The following is a 17,298-nucleotide window of genomic DNA, read 5'->3' on the forward strand; positions in this document are numbered from 1 at the left end:
CTACACCTGAAATTCTACCCCCCTCTACAGCACTCTAGTCCGCCAGTTTCAAATGCAATTCCGAGGTTGAGCCCCGGGCTTTCACATCTGACTTAACGAACCACCTGCATGCGCTTTACGCCCAGTAATTCCGATTAACGCTCGCACCCTCCGTATTACCGCGGCTGCTGGCACGGAGTTAGCCGGTGCTTCTTCTGTCGCTAACGTCAAACACCTACGCTATTAACGCAAATGCCTTCCTCACGACTGAAAGTACTTTACAACCCGAAGGCCTTCTTCATACACGCGGCATGGCTGCATCAGGCTTGCGCCCATTGTGCAATATTCCCCACTGCTGCCTCCCGTAGGAGTCTGGACCGTGTCTCAGTTCCAGTGTGGCTGATCATCCTCTCAGACCAGCTAGGGATCGTCGCCTTGGTGAGCCATTACCTCACCAACTAGCTAATCCCACCTGGGCTAATCTTAACGCGAGAGGCCCGAAGGTCCCCCTCTTTGGCCCGTAGGCATCATGCGGTATTAGCTATCGTTTCCAATAGTTATCCCCCACGTTAAGGCATATTCCCAGGCATTACTCACCCGTCCGCCGCTCGTCAGCAAAGAAAGCAAGCTTTCTTCCTGTTACCGCTCGACTTGCATGTGTTAGGCCTGCCGCCAGCGTTCAATCTGAGCCATGATCAAACTCTTCAATTTAAGATTTTGTCGGCTCAATGAATACTGACTTCAAAACTGTTCTTACTCGAAAGTAAGAAGTAATTTTAAAGCTATTACCATTCCAACAGAATGGTAATGAATTGACTGTGCCAAGATTAAGTAAACTTAATCTCGATTGGTCACTCAGTTCATTGAACCCAATTGTGTTTCCGAAGAAACAGTCGTTACCTAAGTAACAACTTATTGGATTATCATCAACGAGTGCCCACACAGATTGATAGGTTTATATTGTTAAAGAGCGTTCTTCTTTGCGACTTACATCACTTCGGAAGAGGCGGCTATTTTAGCGATTTAAAGTTTAGTGTCAACCACTTTTTTCAAACTTTTTTCAAGCAATTTGCTTGGCTAAGTAACCGTACCAACTCGACTCTCGTTTCTTTCGAACCGTCGCCGTGTCAGTGAGGTCGCATTATAGAGATCGGCGTCACATTGGCAAGTGCTTTTTATGCTTTTTTTTGATTTTATTGCTGTTTGAGTGTTTTCTAAACAAAGACGGTCATTTTTCACACTTTACTATGGCTAAAACAGCTATTTCCCTCTTTATAAGGAGTCACTATGACATCGTTGCGCCGCTTTAAAGATATTATTCCAACAATCGGTAAGCGTGTTTATATTGATACGAGCTCTATATTGGTTGGTGACATTACTATTGGCGATGATTCCAGTATCTGGCCACTTGTCGCTGCCCGCGGTGATGTGAACCATATTCATATTGGACATCGCACTAACATTCAAGATGGCAGTGTGTTGCATGTTACCCATAAAAATAATGATAACCCGCACGGCCATCCTCTTATTATTGGTAATGACGTAACTATTGGCCACAAAGTGATGTTGCACGGCTGCACGATTGACGATCGCGTACTGGTGGGAATGGGAACGATTGTTCTAGATGGTGCGATAGTGAAACAAGACGTCATGATTGGTGCTGGTAGTTTAGTTCCACCAGGAAAGATTCTTGAGAGCGGTTACTTATATGTGGGGAGTCCGGTGAAACAAGCGCGTCTTCTACATGATAAAGAACGCGCATTTTTGCAAAAGTCGGCAGATAACTATGTTGAGAATAAAAATGACTACCTTGAGCACGTTGTCGAGGTTAGTTAACCACTTCGATTTGCCCTAGCGAGTTAAACTCTTCCTCTTCTATTAATGCTTCAGCCAGCTCTTCAAGATCGAAACGATATTGAGCAAAAATATCTAACGCCTGCTGGCTGCTTGCAATGCTCTGCCCCGACAGTTGCTCTAACGATACTTTAGTAATCAGACATTCGATTAAAGCGCCAGCTTGCTGTGCAGGGAAAAGGATCGCTTGATGCTCATCATCCCAAGTTTGAATATCAGGAAAGAGGATGGATTGATTCATTACATACCTTCTAGGTTTTTTCTCAGTTCACGTAGGATTTGCTTTGTACCCGGTCTTAAACCACGCCACAACATGAAACTTTCAGCCGCTTGCCCCACCAGCATGCCTAATCCATCATAAGCGTGCACCACTCCTTGCTCCAATGCCCAACGATTAAAACTGGTCATCCCCTTTCCATATGTCATGTCATAGACACTCGAGTAAGGCGCAAAAATACTTGCCGATATCATGGGTAAGTCGCCATTTAAGCTCGCGGACGTCGAATTGATAATAATATCGAATGGTTGTTCTATGGATTCCATCGCCACTGCTTCGATCTTTCCATAAGGCTGAAACATTTTCGATAATTGCTCGGCTTTACTAAAAGTTCGATTCGTAATCACCAATTGCTCGGGGTGTTGATCCAATAGTGGCTTAATCACACCACGAGCGGCCCCACCCGAACCGATAAGAAGAATTCGTGCGTCTTTCAATTGAACTTGGTACTGCAATAGATCTTGAACCAACCCTTCTCCGTCGGTGTTGTCCCCAAGAATAAGACCATCATCCAATTTTTTAAGTGTATTGACAGCTCCGGCCAATTGCGCTCGCTCGGTGAGACGATCGGCAAACTGGTACGCTTCTTCTTTAAAGGGCATCGTCACATTGCAACCACGACCTCTATCATCAAAGAAAGCCTTTATTGCAGCCAGAAATTCACCGCTCTGTGCTAACTCAGCGCTATATATAAGAGGCTGATTAGTTTGACGAGCGAAGAGTGTATGAATGAAAGGAGATTTACTGTGACTTATCGGATTGCCGAAAACGGCATAACGATCAATTTGCTGAGTCATATCCTTATTACCAGAAATTTAAAAGGGCCTGTTAAAGACCCTATCATTATCTATATATAGAGGAAAGCGTTACCACACTCTCGGTTTGAGGTAATGCGTATAGAGTTGCGCTTCTGGAGAGTTCGGCTCTGGCTGATAACCGTACTCCCAACGCGCAAGCGGAGGCATCGACATTAATATCGACTCGGTTCGCCCACCACTTTGCAGGCCAAACAATGTGCCACGATCAAAAACCAAATTAAATTCGACATAACGACCACGGCGGTACAACTGAAACTGGCGTTCTCTTTCACCATATTCTTGCACTTTTCGACGTTCGACAATGGGTAAATACGCTTTCGTAAAACCCGCACCGACCGATTTCATGTAGTCAAAGCTCTTATCAAAGCCCCATTGATTAAGATCATCAAAAAACAAGCCGCCAACACCACGAGTTTCGTCACGGTGCGGTAGGTAGAAATATTGATCACACCACTCTTTGTGATTTTCGTAGACATCCTCTCCAAATGGCGCACAGATCTTTTTCGCCGTGTCATGCCAAGCCTGGCAATCCTCTTCAAAAGGATAAAATGGCGTAAGATCAAACCCACCACCAAACCACCAGATTGGGGCTTGCCCTTCTTTTTCTGCAATAAAGAAACGGACATTAGCATGGGAAGTCGGAATATAAGGGTTATGAGGATGCATAACTAAAGACACACCCATCGTTTCAAAACGGCGACCCGCTAACTCGGGGCGATGAGCTGTCGCAGAGACAGGCATTGCATCCCCCTTTACGTGAGAGAAATTGACCCCGCCTTGTTCAAAGACTGCACCGTTGGTCATAACACGGGAACGCCCGCCACCTTGCAGCTTCTCTTCTGGTGCTCTTTGCCATGCATCTTCAACAAAAACAGCGGCGCCATCGGCGCGCTCAAGCTCAAGACAAATGCTATCTTGCAGGGCCAATAAAAACTGTTTTACTGCATGCTTATCTATCGAACTCAGCATTTTTACATCCTTCATCTAGCCTTGGCGTATTAGCTGTAATGTTTTTGCATCACGAATCTCGCTGGGTTTATCTCGGCCACCCGTTTCTCCAGCTAAAATCGCGACAAGTTGATCGCCAAGTTGCAATTCGACTTCTTCTGTCGACATGCACGGTGCAAGACCGGACAAGTTAGCGCTGGTCGATGTCATCGGCTTGCCGAAAGCCAAACATATCTTCTGCACTAGAGGGTGGTCCGTCACTCTTACTGCAATTGAATCAAATTGACCAGACACCCACGTCGACGTTCTCTCACTACTTGGCATAATCCACGTGTATGGGCCTGGCCACGATGCTTTCACCGTTTCAAGTTGTTGTTCGCTCAGTTGAGACTCATCAATGTAGGGCTGAAGTTGTGCATAACTGGCCGCAATCAAAATAAGTCCTTTTTCTGCAGGACGCTGCTTTAGTGTCAGTAATTTTTGAATGGCTTCAGGGCTATCGGGATCACAGCCAACGCCAAACACACCTTCTGTTGGGTAGGCAATTACTTCACCTTGTTGTAAGGCAGCCAATGCCTGCGAAAAGTTGTCCACTGAGCTTTCCTTTATAAATTCAATTAACATTTTTATTCAGTGTACTAACAATCCACCACGCTGACTAAAGCAATTTATTTATAAATTGTATCAATTCCCTTACCACTTCGCGCAAACGTTTGCTTGAGCGTGAAATACTCGTATAATGCGCACAAGAAGTGTGCTTACCCACTAGCAATTTTAAGGAGTTTGAGATGAAAGTCGGCATTATTATGGGTTCTAAATCGGACTGGCCAACCATGAAGCTTGCAGCGGAAATGCTTGATACTTTTGGTGTGAGTTATGAAACTAAAGTCGTTTCCGCACACCGAACCCCTCAACTTCTTGCGGATTACGCTTCCAGTGCAAAAGACCGTGGCATTAAAGTGATTATTGCTGGGGCTGGCGGCGCTGCGCATTTACCTGGAATGGCCGCCGCTTTTACGAGCCTGCCCGTTTTAGGTGTACCAGTGCAATCGCGCGCTCTTAAAGGGATGGACTCGCTACTGTCTATTGTACAGATGCCAAAAGGTATTGCGGTGGGAACGTTAGCAATCGGTGAAGCTGGTGCGGCAAATGCCGGCATTCTTGCGGCACAAATCTTGGGCACGCATGACGACGATATCATGGCGAAAGTCGAAGCTTTCCGAGCGCAACAAACGGAAACCGTCTTAGCGAACCCAAACCCTGCCGAGGATTAATTCATGCATGTCTTGGTTTTAGGTGCGGGCCAATTAGCTCGTATGATGTCTTTAGCTGGCGCACCGCTGAATATCGAACTGACCGCCTACGATGTGGACAGTGGCAATATTGTTCACCCCCTGACTCAAGCGATTTTGGGTAACGGTTTAGACAACGCCATTGCACAAGCCGATGTCATCACTGCTGAGTTTGAGCACATTCCACATCATATCTTGGATGTTTGCCAGCGCAGTGGAAAACTACTCCCATCGAGCGAAGCAATCAAAGCCGGTGGCGACCGCCGTATTGAGAAAGCGTTACTCGACAATGCCGGAGTACGCAATGCCAAGTATGCAGTGATCACCACTCGAGAAGATTTCCTGGCCGCGATTGATCGCGTCGGCTTGCCATTAGTGTTGAAAAGCGCTCTTGGTGGATACGACGGCAAAGGTCAATGGCGTTTAAAAGACTCGAGTAATATCGATGCGATTTGGCTAGAAATGGCACAATGCATTGCCAGCAATGATAACCAAGCGATTGTAGCTGAAGAGTTTGTCCCTTTTGGCCGTGAAGTGTCTTTGGTTGGCGCTCGTGGTAAAGATGGAACAATCGCGGTCTATCCACTGGCAGAAAATGTTCATACCGATGGTGTTTTAAGTCTTTCTACCGCGATTGCCGATCCCGAGTTACAAGCTCAAGCACAGCAAATGTTTACCGCTGTCGCGCACAATCTTGATTATGTGGGCGTACTTGCTCTGGAGTTTTTTGATGTCGATGGCCAGCTCCTCGTTAATGAGATCGCCCCACGGGTACATAACTCTGGGCACTGGACTCAACAAGGTGCCGAAACCTGCCAGTTTGAAAACCATCTGCGCGCGGTGTGTGGCCTGCCACTAGGCAGTACCCAATTAGTACGTGAAACCACGATGATCAACATTCTTGGTGAAGACACTTTATCCCCAGCGCTGTTGGCAATGAATGGCTGTCATATTCATTGGTACGGCAAAGAGAAGCGTGCTGGTCGTAAGATGGGACACATTAATGTGTGTGGTGATTACAGTGGTGAGCTGCAACGTCGTTTATGCGCGGTGGCAGAAGAACTCGATCAACACGCTTTCCCTGCTATCCATCACTTTGCGGCTAACTTTAAGAGTTAAGCGCAATGAGGAACTAGCACAATAAAAAACGGCGCTCAATGCGCCGTTTTTTATTGTGCCTGTGTATGCTGGCATTTCCGCTCAGCGCACTGCACTTTCGTTCCGCTCGCCAACTTCTTTTCAACCAACAATGGAAAGCCACAAAGTTCACAGCGACCTTTCACCGGTGGTTGATTCACGGCAAATTTACACTTCGGATAGTTATCACACGCATAAAATAACTTCCCAAAACGCGTTTTTCGCTCAACGAGGTGCCCACGACTGCACTCTGGACAGCCGATAGTATCTGACGAAGATTCTTCTTCCTGATCCAACGATTCAATATGGTTGCATGACGGATAAGCGCTGCAACCAATAAACATGCCATAGCGCCCCTGTCGTAACACCAATTCATGGCCACATTGCGGGCAAGGCACACCCAGCTCTTTGATGATATGGCCATCGTTTTGATGTAAAGGCTTGATGTAGTCGCACTCAGGGTAGAGCGTGCAACCTAAGAATGGACCATGCTTTCCATGACGAAGCTGTAACTCGCCCTCGCGTTGCTCAGCTTGGCATTGAGGACAAACTTGATGCTCTAGGGCGTGTTCATGGGCAGAAAATAATTGCTGATCTATTTTACTACTCATCATTCCACTTAATTTTAATCGATCAAAAGATACCGCTTTCAAAAGGTTCGCCTTTGAAGCGCGGGCTATTTTACATCGATATCAATGAAGAATCCCTTGTTCTTTACTATATAAAAGCTCTTCCATCAGTGTGTACGCGTTTTCATTACCCGGCACATTAAACAGCACCATAAGCACAATCCATTTCAAGTCATCAAGTTCAAATTCATCCGTTTCTAAACCCATTAAACGATCAATGACCATTTCACGCGTTTCCGTTGTTAAAACCCTAACTTGCTCTAGAAACATCAGAAAACCACGACACTCAACATTGAGACGATCCATCTCTTGTGCTGTATAAATTCGTGTTGACGCACCACTGCTCACAGAGATCGCTGAATGCTCACTGTTCTGTTGCAATGCCGCTAATTCTTCTAGCCAGACGAGGGCTTTATAGATGTCTTTTTTATCAAAACCCGCTCGAACAAGTTCATCTTCAAGCTCATCTTGATTGACTTGTAACTCAATATCACTATGGATATAAGTTTCAAACAGATACATTAAAATATCCATCATCATCACTTGCCCCTCCCCTTACGAATATAACCACCAGATACCGCAACAACATGCCCTGAAAGCTCAAGCTCTAAGAGCTGCATCATGATCTCCTGCACTGGAATATTGGTCCTTTGTGCAAGAATATCAACAGGTGTCACTTCTGCTCCTACGTTAGCTAACAGCTCACTAAATGGCAATTGTTCTTTGGTTTCTTTTTCATCAAACCAATCATTTTGAACTAAGGGCTTGTTTACATTAGACCAGCGTAACAAGCTCTCTATTTCATTCAGCACATCTTCGGTGCTTTGAACTAGGCTCGCCCCTTGTTGAATGAGCATATTGCACCCGCGCGCTTGCGGTGTTTGAATTGGGCCAGGAATTGCAAAAACGTCACGTCCTTGCTCAGCCGCATAACGAGCAGTGATCAGTGACCCACTCTTTTGCGCCGCCTCAACAACCAAGACACCGAGTGCTAAACCGCTGATAATTCGATTTCTCCGCGGAAAATTGCTCGCTTTGGGTGACACGTTGGGATGAAATTCAGAAACCAACGCACCGCTTTGCTCAATTCGTGCGGCGAGTTGACGATGGCGTGCGGGATAAAGATGATTAAGCCCGCAACCTAAAACCGCGATGGTTTTTCCTCCAGCCTTGAGTGCTCCATCATGCGCGTAGCCATCAATACCAAGCGCAAGTCCACTGGTGACAACCAACCCTTCGTTAACCAATGCGGTCGCAAAATGCTGAGCATTATTCAGCCCATCAATCGAAGCATGTCGGCTGCCAACCATTGCAATTTGCGGTTCACTCAGCGCCATTACATCTCCCTGAACAAACAAAATCGCCGGGGGCGCAAAGGTTTCCTTCAACAGCGGTGGGTAATAGGGGTGCTGCAAAGTAATAATATGATGCCGAGAAGACGCACTTTGCCACTGCAAGCATTGTTCAATATAAGCTTGGTCTGGCTGGCTAATGAATTGAATTTGAGCGGGAGTTAAGCCAAAAGCTTGTAGTTGCTGTCTATCACACTGAAGTAATTGTGGTGGTGAGGCTTTACTCAACAGCTTGGCTAACCCTTTCGCCCCTAACCGAGGCGTAAAATAAAGCGTTAACCAAGCAATCAGATCTGAATCGATCATTGCGCCGTTGTATTGCCTGTTGTCTCTTGAGGGGCTTTTACCACCGCGTTCTCACCAATCGGTTGTTGGCTTTCAGTGATGAGCGCCAAACTGAAGTATTGATAAGGACGGATAACCATCAAGCTGCCAATTCGTGTGTTCGGCAGTTGCAGTTTGTCTTTCTCGGCTTGTTTGAGCACCTTTGACCCTTTGGAATTCGACTTCACCATTGTCGCGGGTTGATATAATTCAAACATGCTGCCTTGCTGCACATTATCTTCTACACCTCGGTCAATCACGACAACTTGATTTTTACCCACGTAATCAATGCTCTCAATACCACCCAATATTTTTGCCGTGCTATTGTCTGGAGCAGGACTTGGGAAGAAGTTGGTACTCAGCAAAGTATCGACATCATCAATATTCGGTAGTGCGATATCATCAACCAAAATTTCTTGGGTTTGATGCGTAATGCTCAGCGCGGACATGTTGTCATCGGTCGATTTAAATTCACCCACAGCGATCTCTTTTAGAACCACCATGTGATGCTTATCGCGAGTATACGTTTCTAACGGACGATAAATTCCCCATTTCATGTGTTGCTGAGCGCCACTGATATAAAGGCTTTCATTGTCAGTTAAAAAGCGATTACCACTGCTTGCCCCTAACACACGACTCACACTTTTCAGTTCGTTATCTGATAACAAAATATCGGATTCAAGATACGGAACGATTAGACCGTCTTTAACCGCAGACAATGCTTGCTTCTCAACCTGACGAACCTTCGGACTCAACTTCACCATCGGCTTTAAACTCAACCTCGGCTGCCCATTTACCCAAATCAAATTCAACTTATCACCTGGGTAAATCAAATGTGGGTTGTCTATTTCTGGGTTCGCCTGCCAAAGCCTTGGCCACAACCAAGGATTCGCCAGATACATCCCTGAAATACCCCATAACGTATCCCCTTTCACGACAGTATAAGTCTCAGGGGCTTGCGGTTTAATTTTCAAAGGTGATTGCGCCACTACCTGAGTGGCAGCAAACAACGAGATAAAAACGATGATAACTTTAGACAGCAACCGAGACATAACTCAATCCTTGTATTTTTAACACGGAAACTCTAATAGAAAAAATGGTTACTTTATCGACACAAAAGCGAATCAAAAAGCGTATTGATGCTGTCATTTGACGTGTAAAATGTCTAGAATTGAGCCAACGAGGATTATCTCGATTCGGCACAAATCAATATTTCGAGTGTATATGTCTGTATTACAAGTATTAACATTCCCAGATGATCGCCTTCGCACCGTGGCTAAGCCAGTAGAAGCAGTGACTCCTGAGATTCAAAAAATCGTCGATGACATGATTGAAACCATGTATGACGAAGAAGGCATTGGCCTTGCAGCAACGCAAGTTGACATCCACCAGCGTATTGTCGTGATCGACATTTCAGAAACGCGTGATGAACCAATGGTGCTTATTAATCCAGAAATCACCGAGAAACGTGGTGAAGATGGTATTGAAGAAGGCTGCCTGTCTGTTCCGGGTGCACGCGCGCTTGTTTCTCGCGCAGCAGAAGTGACCGTAACAGCCCTTAATCGTGATGGCGAAGCCTACTCGTTTGAAGCTGATGATTTATTAGCAATCTGCGTTCAGCATGAGCTTGATCACCTGCAAGGCAAACTGTTTGTTGATTACCTATCGCCGTTAAAGCGTAAGCGTATTCAAGACAAGTTAGCGAAAATCAAACGCTTTAACGAAAAACAGTAACTCATAAGGAAGGTACCTTGAGTAAACCTTTACGCATTGTATTTGCTGGTACTCCAGACTTCGCCGCCCTGCATTTGGCGGCGTTGTTGTCTTCGGAGCACGAAGTTATTGCAGCATACACCAACCCCGATCGCCCAGCCGGTCGCGGTAAAAAACTGACCGCAAGTGCGGTAAAGAACCTTGCGCTTGAGCACAACGTTCCGGTTTTTCAGCCTGAAAACTTTAAGTCAGATGAAGCCAAGCAACAACTTGCGGATCTGAATGCCGACATCATGGTCGTGGTCGCTTACGGTCTGCTACTGCCTCAAGTGGTACTCGATACGCCAAAGCTAGGTTGTATTAACGTACATGGCTCCATCCTGCCACGCTGGCGTGGTGCTGCGCCAATCCAACGTTCTATTTGGGCGGGAGATGCTGAAACCGGCGTGACCATTATGCAGATGGATATCGGTCTTGATACCGGTGACATGCTCAAAGTGGCAACGCTACCAATTGAAGCGACAGATACCAGCACGTCAATGTACGCGAAATTGGCAGAACTTGGCCCTGTTGCTCTCGTTGAATGCTTAAATGACATCGCAGCGGGTACTGCCGTGGCCGTGAAGCAAGACGACGAATTGGCTAACTACGCGAAAAAGCTAAGCAAAGAAGAAGCGCGTATTGATTGGAATGACGATGCAGCGCACATCGAGCGTTGTGTACGTGCTTTCAACCCATGGCCAATGAGCCACTTTGACGTTGCCGAAAACAGCATTAAAGTATGGCAAAGCCATGTTGCTGATCAACACAGCGACAAGCCTGCTGGAACGATTATCCAAGCAGATAAAACCGGTATCTACGTTGCCACAGGCAATGGTGTATTGGTCCTAGAACAACTTCAAGTTCCAGGTAAAAAAGCCATGTCAGTTCAAGACATCCTGAACTCTCGTGCCGCTTGGTTTGAAGTGGGTAGTCAACTGAGTTAATCAGTCGTGCATCAATCAAACGATGCGCAGACCCCACCGATGACACACTCGTAATCACAGTCGAGAGACTGTCAGTACATTTTAGGGGGCAGAGATGCTCCCATTTAATTTAAGGTATTCACCATGAATGTTCGCGCTGCTGCTGCCAACGTCCTATTCCAAGTGGTAGACAAAGGTCACTCACTTTCACACGCACTTCCTGCGGCTCAAAAAACCATTCGCCCACGCGACCACGCATTGCTTCAAGAGATCTGTTATGGCGCATTGCGCTACTTACCGCGTCTTGAGTCAATTGCGAATGAGTTAATGGAGAACCCATTAAAAGGTAAGAAGCGTGTTTTCCATCACTTGATCTTAGTGGGCATTTATCAGCTGAGCTTCATGCGCATTCCTTCACACGCTGCCGTGGCAGAAACAGTAGAAGGCTGTGAGACCTTACGTGGCACAAGTCTACGTGGATTGATTAACGCGGTATTACGTAACTATCTGCGCAACCAAGAAGAGCTTGATACGATTGCCGTTAGTCATAATGCTGGTAAATACGGCCACCCAAGCTGGTTACTAAAACTGCTGCAAGAACACTACCCACAACAATGGGAAGAGATCGTAGAAGCGAACAACAATAAAGCGCCAATGTGGCTGCGTGTAAACCGCCAGCACCATACTCGTGAAGAATACTTGGCGTTGATGCAAGCAGCCGATATCGGTTGTAGCGTTCACGCTTACGCCGCAGACGCGATCAAACTGGATTCACCTTGCGATGTCACCCTGCTGCCAGGTTTTGACAAAGGCTGGGTATCAGTGCAAGACGCGGCAGCGCAGCTTTCCGTTGATTACCTAACGCCAAAAGACGGCGAGCTAATCCTTGACTGTTGTGCCGCTCCCGGTGGTAAAACGGCACATATTCTTGAACACACAGTGAATACTGAAGTTGTCGCCATTGATAGCGATGCGACACGCCTAAACCGCGTTTATGACAACCTCGAACGTCTACAGCTTCGCGCTGATGTGATTTGTGGTGACGCTCGCTACCCTCAAGAGTGGTGGCAAGGTGAGCAATTCGACCGCATCCTACTTGATGCGCCTTGTTCGGCAACCGGTGTTATCCGTCGTCACCCAGATATCAAATGGCTACGTCGTGCGAACGACATTAAAGCACTTGCTGCACTGCAAAGCGAAATTTTAGACGCGATGTGGCAGCAACTCAAAGTGGGTGGCACACTGGTCTACGCGACATGTTCTATCACGCCACAAGAGAACAAAGATCAGGTTAAAGCCTTCCTAGCGCGTACCGCCAATGCGGAACTGCAAGGCTCTGATATCGAAAACCCAGGCCGTCAAATTCTGCCTGGTGAAGAAGATATGGATGGCTTCTACTACGCTGTGATGACCAAGCGCGCATAACGCTACATCACGCATAGTAATGACAGTGAAGCTTGCGCTTTGCCAGCTTCACTATTATTTTCAAAGCATTGGAAAAGCTTTATACAGAATATAGTTGCCCAAAAAACCCTTTATCGGCGCATACTATGACGGTATATCAGCAGTTAAATGAGATAAGAATATGAAAATCATCATTCTTGGTGCAGGTCAGGTTGGTGGGACTCTCGCGGAAAACTTGGTTGGCGAAAACAACGACATCACCATCGTCGATAAAGACAGCGATCGCCTGCGTGAACTACAAGATAAATATGATTTACGGGTAATCAACGGCCACGCAAGCCATCCCGATGTCCTCAGAGAAGCCGGTGCCCAAGATGCCGACATGCTGGTTGCCGTGACCAACACTGACGAAACCAACATGGCCGCCTGCCAAGTTGCCTTCTCTTTGTTTAATACCCCTAACCGCATTGCCCGCATACGCTCTCCTCAATACCTTGCTGAAAAAGAAGCTTTATTCCAATCTGGTGCTGTTCCAGTCGATCACCTCATCGCACCCGAAGAATTGGTCACTAGCTACATTGAACGCTTAATTCAATACCCTGGCGCACTGCAAGTGGTGAGCTTTGCCGAACAGAAAGTCAGCCTAGTCGCGGTCAAAGCCTATTACGGTGGCCCACTGGTGGGTAATGCGCTTTCTGCTTTGCGTGAACATATGCCGCACATTGATACTCGTGTTGCCGCAATTTTCCGCCAAGGACGCCCGATTCGCCCTCAAGGCACCACCATCATCGAAGCCGATGATGAAGTCTTCTTCGTGGCCGCGAGTAACCACATTCGCTCAGTAATGAGTGAGTTACAGCGACTCGAAAAACCTTACCGCCGCATCATGATTGTTGGGGGGGGTAACATTGGCGCCAGCCTCGCTCGACGCTTAGAGCAGAACTACAGCGTGAAGTTGATTGAGCGTAGCTATCAACGTGCTGAGCGCCTATCTGAAGAATTAGAAAATACGATTGTATTTTGTGGCGACGCGGCAGACCAAGAGTTACTAGCCGAAGAGAACATCGACCAAGTCGATGTGTTCATCGCCCTTACCAACGAAGATGAAACCAATATCATGTCAGCCATGCTAGCAAAACGCATGGGGGCAAAAAAAGTGATGGTGCTAATCCAACGTGGTGCTTACGTTGATTTGGTACAAGGTGGCGCGATTGATGTGGCGATATCACCTCAACAAGCAACCATTTCAGCCTTGTTAACCCACGTACGTCGCGCCGATATTGTGAACGTATCTTCGCTACGCCGCGGCGCCGCAGAAGCGATCGAAGCCATTGCGCACGGTGATGAAACCACGTCAAAAGTTGTCGGCCGCGCGATTGGTGAAATACGCTTACCGCCAGGCACCACCATTGGCGCGATTGTTCGAGGTGATGAAGTCTTAATTGCCCATGATCGCACCATGATTGAACAAGATGACCACGTAGTGATGTTCTTAGTGGATAAGAAGTACGTTCCGGATGTAGAAGCACTCTTCCAGCCGAGCCCGTTCTTTCTCTAAGGCATGATATAACATGGTTAACTTTCGTCCCGTACTGTTCGTTATAGGGTTAGTGCTGTCTAAGCTCGCCCTATTTATGTACGTTCCCACACTTGTGGCATTCTTTTCTGGCACCTCAGGTTTTATCGAGTTTGGCCAATCGCTATTGATCACCCATGTCGCGGCATTCTTCTGCTTATCAATTGGCCGAACGGCCAATTTTAAACTCAGTGTGCGCGATATGTTCCTCATCACTAGTTTGGTGTGGACCATTGCCAGTGCCTTCGCCGCGTTACCCTTTGTTTTCATCAACCACATCAGCTTTACTGACGCGTACTTTGAAACCATGTCAGGCATCACAACTACCGGATCTACCGTACTCAGTGGTTTAGATGGCATGGCTCCGAGTATCTTATTGTGGCGCTCAATACTGCAGTGGCTTGGTGGGATTGGCTTTATCGTGATGGCGGTAGCGGTACTGCCTATGCTCAACGTTGGGGGGATGAGGCTGTTCCAAACGGAATCCTCAGATTGGTCAGACAAGAGTAGCCCACGCGCAAAAACCGTCGCCAAAAACATTGTCTTGGTGTATCTGATCCTCACCGGTCTCTGCATGATTGGCTTCCTACTTTCAGGCATGACCGCCTTCGAAGCCATCAATCACGCCTTTACGACACTCTCTACGGGCGGATATTCCACCTCAGACAGTTCCATGAATCGCTTCTCGCACAGTGCGCATTGGAACGCGACCTTATTTATGTTCTTAGGCGGGTTGCCCTTCCTGCTGTTTGTTTCCGCTCTCACGAAACGCCGCCCTAATATTTTAATGAAAGACGCGCAGGTTCGAGGTTTTGCTTATCTATTCTTTGGCAGCAGCTTCATCGTCAGCGCCTGGCTGGTACTCAATAATGGCTATTCAATCCTAGATGCGTTACGCGTGTCGATGTTCAACATCGTCTCTGTTGTGACCACCACCGGTTTTGGCTTGGAAGATTTTACGGCTTGGGGAGCACTACCCACAACGGTCTTCGCTTTTTTACTGATGGTCGGCGCCTGTTCTGGCTCAACGTCAGGCGGGATCAAAATATTCCGGATTCAAATCGCCATGACATTGCTGCACAAGCAGATGATGAAGTTAGTGCACCCGTCAGGCGTCTTTGTTCAGCGTTACAACCAACGCCCGGTGAACGATGATATCGTCCGCTCGGTTGTCGCGTTTTGCTTGGTTTACTTCCTGACCATCATCTTTATTGCCGGCTGCTTAAGCGCGCTCGGGTTAGATCCGACCACCAGCATTTCGGGCGCCGTCACCGCAGTCGCGAACGTGGGGCCAGGAATGGGTGCACATATCGGCCCAACGGGCAATTTTGCCTCGTTACCTGATGCGGCGAAATGGATATTAAGTTTTGGTATGTTGATGGGAAGACTAGAAATTTTAACTATTTTAGTGTTGTTCTTCCCTGCCTTCTGGCGTCGCTAAATCGGTGTGACGTAGCCATAAATCGCAAAGAAATGACAAGCGCATCCTGCCAATACAAAGCCATGCCAAATGGCGTGATTGTATGGGATGCGCTTAGCGACGTAAAAAACCACCCCAAGTGAATAAATCACCCCACCCAATCCAAGCAAAACCAATCCACCCAGCTGAACATGTAAAGCCAATTGATAAATCACAATCAGTGATAGCCAGCCCATCAACAAGTACGTCACCAAAGACAGGCGCTTAAAGCGGTATACAAAAGCCACTTTCATGATGATGCCAATCAGAGCAATACTCCAAATCACCACCATCAAACCTATTGCTAAAGGTGTACGTAAACTGACTAATAGAAAAGGCGTATAACTACCGGCAATCAATAGATAGATGGCACAGTGATCGAAGGTTTTCAGCGCGCGTTTCGCGCGCGGGGAAGGGATCGCATGATAAAGTGTGGAAGCGAGAAACAGCACAATAATGCTGGCGCCATAAATACTAAAGCTCGCAATAGTCAGAGCATCGGCATGGTAAGCGTTCGCTTTGAGTAATAACAAAACTAAGCCGATAACGCCTAATACCATTCCGATCGCATGAGTAATGGTATTGGCGATCTCTTCTTTGACGCTATAGGCCGCGCTGCTGCTTCCAGACATAATAGTTACTCAGGTGTTTGAATATTTCCACCTGAGTATGCCACAAACAGCTTACACGTGTAAGCTCAAATCTTCACTCGGTCTGATTAACAACTCGATTCCAAGTAGTCGATCACCCGCTTGCCCGCCTCACTTGGCGTTGCATTTAATGAGATGGTCAATTCACGCTTCAATTGGCCGACACCTAATAAACTGGCCAACATGCCTTTTGCCCCTTCGCGGTGGCGATCGACCTCAAACCATAACGTCAGTTTATCTTCATCCCGATAAGCGACTAATTCCAACTCTCGCCAACGGCCATGATAAGGCCCTGTCGTCGGCACAAATTCAAACTCTTGAACAAAAGGTAATGCCAAGCCATCCACCGCTTCACATTCAACTTGGCGAATACGCATACCTTGCGCTTCTAGAGCGGACAGAACACCATCAAGTAAAGGCTCAGGGCGTACCGTGACAATGTCAGTGTCGCTCGGGTCCTTGGCCATCGAAATGTCCAATCCCGTTTCAAGCCACACTTTTGAATCGCCAATGGTCACCGGCGTATTCCATGGCACCGCTAACTCAACCTCGAACTGACGTGATTCACCAGGGTGAATCGTGAATGCATAAGGCAGACTCCAAGTCGCGAGGGGATAATTTTGCGGCATGCGACGCATGCGGTGAGCAGAGTGCTGATTCTTATCGTGATCGACCGGCACTTCTTTAATGTATCGGCAGTAGAGCTTGAGATCGATATTGTCTATCTCTTGCTCCGTCGCTCCGCCATAGACATGAATGGTAATATTGACCTTTTGTCCAGGATAGAGCGCTTCCTGCTTCAGAACCGAATCCACTTGAGCTGAGCCAATACCAAAACTGGCAAGGGTCTTTTTAAAAAATGACATCTTACTCCTCCATGATACGCACTAAGCGACTTCACCGCTTTGCGTTAAAAATCGA

Annotated in this window: 18 protein-coding genes and 1 rRNA gene; 8 read left to right on the plus strand and 11 right to left on the minus strand. The window is 47.1% G+C overall.

The features are described 5' to 3' along the window. A 16S ribosomal RNA gene (locus OJ16_RS08855) occupies window positions 1-690 on the minus strand; the annotation flags it as partial. 576 nt (window positions 691-1,266) lie between these two features. Between OJ16_RS08855 and OJ16_RS08860 the strand changes: the two genes are divergently transcribed. Beyond that, window positions 1,267-1,815, plus strand: coding sequence for a gamma carbonic anhydrase family protein (locus OJ16_RS08860; protein WP_040989528.1), 549 nt, complete (start codon window positions 1,267-1,269; stop codon window positions 1,813-1,815). On the opposite strand, the gene OJ16_RS08865 is transcribed toward OJ16_RS08860, so the two are convergent. The 4 genes from OJ16_RS08865 to OJ16_RS08880 form a co-directional block, all read right to left on the minus strand. Continuing rightward, the gene (locus tag OJ16_RS08865) at window positions 1,808-2,074 is read right to left on the minus strand and encodes a DUF1488 family protein (protein ID WP_040989530.1); all 267 of its coding nucleotides are present in this window, start codon (window positions 2,072-2,074) and stop codon (window positions 1,808-1,810) included. The two genes, OJ16_RS08860 and OJ16_RS08865, sit on opposite strands and share 8 nt — an antisense overlap. After that, window positions 2,074-2,907, minus strand: a complete 834-nt coding sequence (aroE, locus tag OJ16_RS08870; protein WP_040989532.1) for a shikimate dehydrogenase — start codon at window positions 2,905-2,907, stop codon at window positions 2,074-2,076. Before aroE ends, OJ16_RS08865 begins: the two co-directional genes overlap by 1 nt. A gap of 69 nt (window positions 2,908-2,976) precedes the next feature. Then, window positions 2,977-3,894 (minus strand): oxygen-dependent coproporphyrinogen oxidase, encoded by a 918-nt coding sequence (gene hemF, locus OJ16_RS08875; RefSeq protein ID WP_040989690.1) that lies wholly within the window; start codon window positions 3,892-3,894, stop codon window positions 2,977-2,979. A gap of 18 nt (window positions 3,895-3,912) precedes the next feature. Beyond that, window positions 3,913-4,470, minus strand: coding sequence for an L-threonylcarbamoyladenylate synthase (locus tag OJ16_RS08880; protein ID WP_040989533.1), 558 nt, complete (start codon window positions 4,468-4,470; stop codon window positions 3,913-3,915). A 194-nt stretch (window positions 4,471-4,664) separates the two neighbouring features. Between OJ16_RS08880 and purE the strand changes: the two genes are divergently transcribed. After that, window positions 4,665-5,150, plus strand: a complete 486-nt coding sequence (purE, locus tag OJ16_RS08885) for a 5-(carboxyamino)imidazole ribonucleotide mutase (RefSeq protein ID WP_040989535.1) — start codon at window positions 4,665-4,667, stop codon at window positions 5,148-5,150. 3 nt (window positions 5,151-5,153) lie between these two features. Next, a complete protein-coding gene (locus OJ16_RS08890; RefSeq protein WP_040989536.1) occupies window positions 5,154-6,287 on the plus strand; it encodes a 5-(carboxyamino)imidazole ribonucleotide synthase in 1,134 nt (377 codons plus the stop codon). Between the two features lie 50 nt (window positions 6,288-6,337). Here OJ16_RS08890 and OJ16_RS08895 read toward each other — a convergent pair whose 3' ends face one another. The 4 genes from OJ16_RS08895 to OJ16_RS08910 form a co-directional block, all read right to left on the minus strand. Further along, entirely contained in the window at window positions 6,338-6,916 is a 579-nt protein-coding gene (locus tag OJ16_RS08895; protein WP_040989692.1) for a DNA topoisomerase family protein, read from the minus strand. Between the two features lie 81 nt (window positions 6,917-6,997). Continuing rightward, window positions 6,998-7,474: a DUF494 family protein gene (locus OJ16_RS08900; RefSeq protein WP_040989538.1), complete on the minus strand. Its 477-nt coding sequence runs from the start codon at window positions 7,472-7,474 to the stop codon at window positions 6,998-7,000. Next, window positions 7,474-8,592: a DNA-processing protein DprA gene (gene dprA / locus OJ16_RS08905; protein ID WP_040989540.1), complete on the minus strand. Its 1,119-nt coding sequence runs from the start codon at window positions 8,590-8,592 to the stop codon at window positions 7,474-7,476. The genes OJ16_RS08900 and dprA overlap by 1 nt, the downstream gene beginning before the upstream one ends. Beyond that, window positions 8,589-9,662 (minus strand): LysM peptidoglycan-binding domain-containing protein, encoded by a 1,074-nt coding sequence (locus tag OJ16_RS08910; protein ID WP_040989542.1) that lies wholly within the window; start codon window positions 9,660-9,662, stop codon window positions 8,589-8,591. The genes dprA and OJ16_RS08910 overlap by 4 nt, the downstream gene beginning before the upstream one ends. Before the next feature lie 172 nt (window positions 9,663-9,834). Here OJ16_RS08910 and def point away from each other — a divergent pair, with 172 nt between their 5' ends. From def to OJ16_RS08935, 5 genes are all read left to right on the plus strand, one after another. Next, on the plus strand, window positions 9,835-10,344 hold the full coding sequence (gene def, locus OJ16_RS08915; RefSeq protein ID WP_040989544.1) for a peptide deformylase: 510 nt from the start codon (window positions 9,835-9,837) through the stop codon (window positions 10,342-10,344). A 17-nt stretch (window positions 10,345-10,361) separates the two neighbouring features. After that, a complete protein-coding gene (fmt, locus tag OJ16_RS08920) occupies window positions 10,362-11,309 on the plus strand; it encodes a methionyl-tRNA formyltransferase (protein ID WP_040989546.1) in 948 nt (315 codons plus the stop codon). A gap of 123 nt (window positions 11,310-11,432) precedes the next feature. Next, the gene (rsmB, locus tag OJ16_RS08925) at window positions 11,433-12,713 is read left to right on the plus strand and encodes a 16S rRNA (cytosine(967)-C(5))-methyltransferase RsmB (protein WP_040989548.1); all 1,281 of its coding nucleotides are present in this window, start codon (window positions 11,433-11,435) and stop codon (window positions 12,711-12,713) included. A 160-nt stretch (window positions 12,714-12,873) separates the two neighbouring features. Beyond that, window positions 12,874-14,250: a Trk system potassium transporter TrkA gene (gene trkA / locus OJ16_RS08930; protein WP_040989550.1), complete on the plus strand. Its 1,377-nt coding sequence runs from the start codon at window positions 12,874-12,876 to the stop codon at window positions 14,248-14,250. A 13-nt stretch (window positions 14,251-14,263) separates the two neighbouring features. Further along, window positions 14,264-15,709 carry a TrkH family potassium uptake protein gene (locus OJ16_RS08935; RefSeq protein WP_040989552.1) on the plus strand — a complete coding sequence of 482 codons (1,446 nt, stop codon included), beginning with the start codon at window positions 14,264-14,266 and terminating at the stop codon, window positions 15,707-15,709. On the opposite strand, the gene trhA is transcribed toward OJ16_RS08935, so the two are convergent. Together trhA and OJ16_RS08945 are read right to left on the minus strand one after the other, a co-directional pair. Further along, entirely contained in the window at window positions 15,706-16,359 is a 654-nt protein-coding gene (gene trhA / locus OJ16_RS08940; RefSeq protein WP_040989553.1) for a PAQR family membrane homeostasis protein TrhA, read from the minus strand. The two genes, OJ16_RS08935 and trhA, sit on opposite strands and share 4 nt — an antisense overlap. A gap of 86 nt (window positions 16,360-16,445) precedes the next feature. Continuing rightward, entirely contained in the window at window positions 16,446-17,243 is a 798-nt protein-coding gene (locus OJ16_RS08945) for a sporulation protein (RefSeq protein ID WP_040989555.1), read from the minus strand. Window positions 17,244-17,298 lie beyond the last annotated feature (55 nt).

This window comes from Vibrio renipiscarius (assembly GCF_000827885.1).
Lineage (GTDB): Bacteria > Pseudomonadota > Gammaproteobacteria > Enterobacterales > Vibrionaceae > Vibrio > Vibrio renipiscarius.

What these genes read in the sequence shown, in the direction of transcription:
- OJ16_RS08860 (WP_040989528.1), top strand. Translation starts at nt 1,267, where the DNA reads ATGACATCGTTGCGCCGCTTTAAAGATATTATTCCAACAATCGGTAAG.
- OJ16_RS08865 (WP_040989530.1), bottom strand. Translation starts at nt 2,074, where the DNA reads ATGAATCAATCCATCCTCTTTCCTGATATTCAAACTTGGGATGATGAG.
- aroE (WP_040989532.1), bottom strand. Translation starts at nt 2,907, where the DNA reads ATGACTCAGCAAATTGATCGTTATGCCGTTTTCGGCAATCCGATAAGT.
- purE (WP_040989535.1), top strand. Translation starts at nt 4,665, where the DNA reads ATGAAAGTCGGCATTATTATGGGTTCTAAATCGGACTGGCCAACCATG.
- OJ16_RS08890 (WP_040989536.1), top strand. Translation starts at nt 5,154, where the DNA reads ATGCATGTCTTGGTTTTAGGTGCGGGCCAATTAGCTCGTATGATGTCT.
- OJ16_RS08895 (WP_040989692.1), bottom strand. Translation starts at nt 6,916, where the DNA reads ATGAGTAGTAAAATAGATCAGCAATTATTTTCTGCCCATGAACACGCC.
- OJ16_RS08900 (WP_040989538.1), bottom strand. Translation starts at nt 7,474, where the DNA reads ATGATGATGGATATTTTAATGTATCTGTTTGAAACTTATATCCATAGT.
- dprA (WP_040989540.1), bottom strand. Translation starts at nt 8,592, where the DNA reads ATGATCGATTCAGATCTGATTGCTTGGTTAACGCTTTATTTTACGCCT.
- OJ16_RS08910 (WP_040989542.1), bottom strand. Translation starts at nt 9,662, where the DNA reads ATGTCTCGGTTGCTGTCTAAAGTTATCATCGTTTTTATCTCGTTGTTT.
- def (WP_040989544.1), top strand. Translation starts at nt 9,835, where the DNA reads ATGTCTGTATTACAAGTATTAACATTCCCAGATGATCGCCTTCGCACC.
- rsmB (WP_040989548.1), top strand. Translation starts at nt 11,433, where the DNA reads ATGAATGTTCGCGCTGCTGCTGCCAACGTCCTATTCCAAGTGGTAGAC.
- trkA (WP_040989550.1), top strand. Translation starts at nt 12,874, where the DNA reads ATGAAAATCATCATTCTTGGTGCAGGTCAGGTTGGTGGGACTCTCGCG.
- OJ16_RS08935 (WP_040989552.1), top strand. Translation starts at nt 14,264, where the DNA reads ATGGTTAACTTTCGTCCCGTACTGTTCGTTATAGGGTTAGTGCTGTCT.
- trhA (WP_040989553.1), bottom strand. Translation starts at nt 16,359, where the DNA reads ATGTCTGGAAGCAGCAGCGCGGCCTATAGCGTCAAAGAAGAGATCGCC.
- OJ16_RS08945 (WP_040989555.1), bottom strand. Translation starts at nt 17,243, where the DNA reads ATGTCATTTTTTAAAAAGACCCTTGCCAGTTTTGGTATTGGCTCAGCT.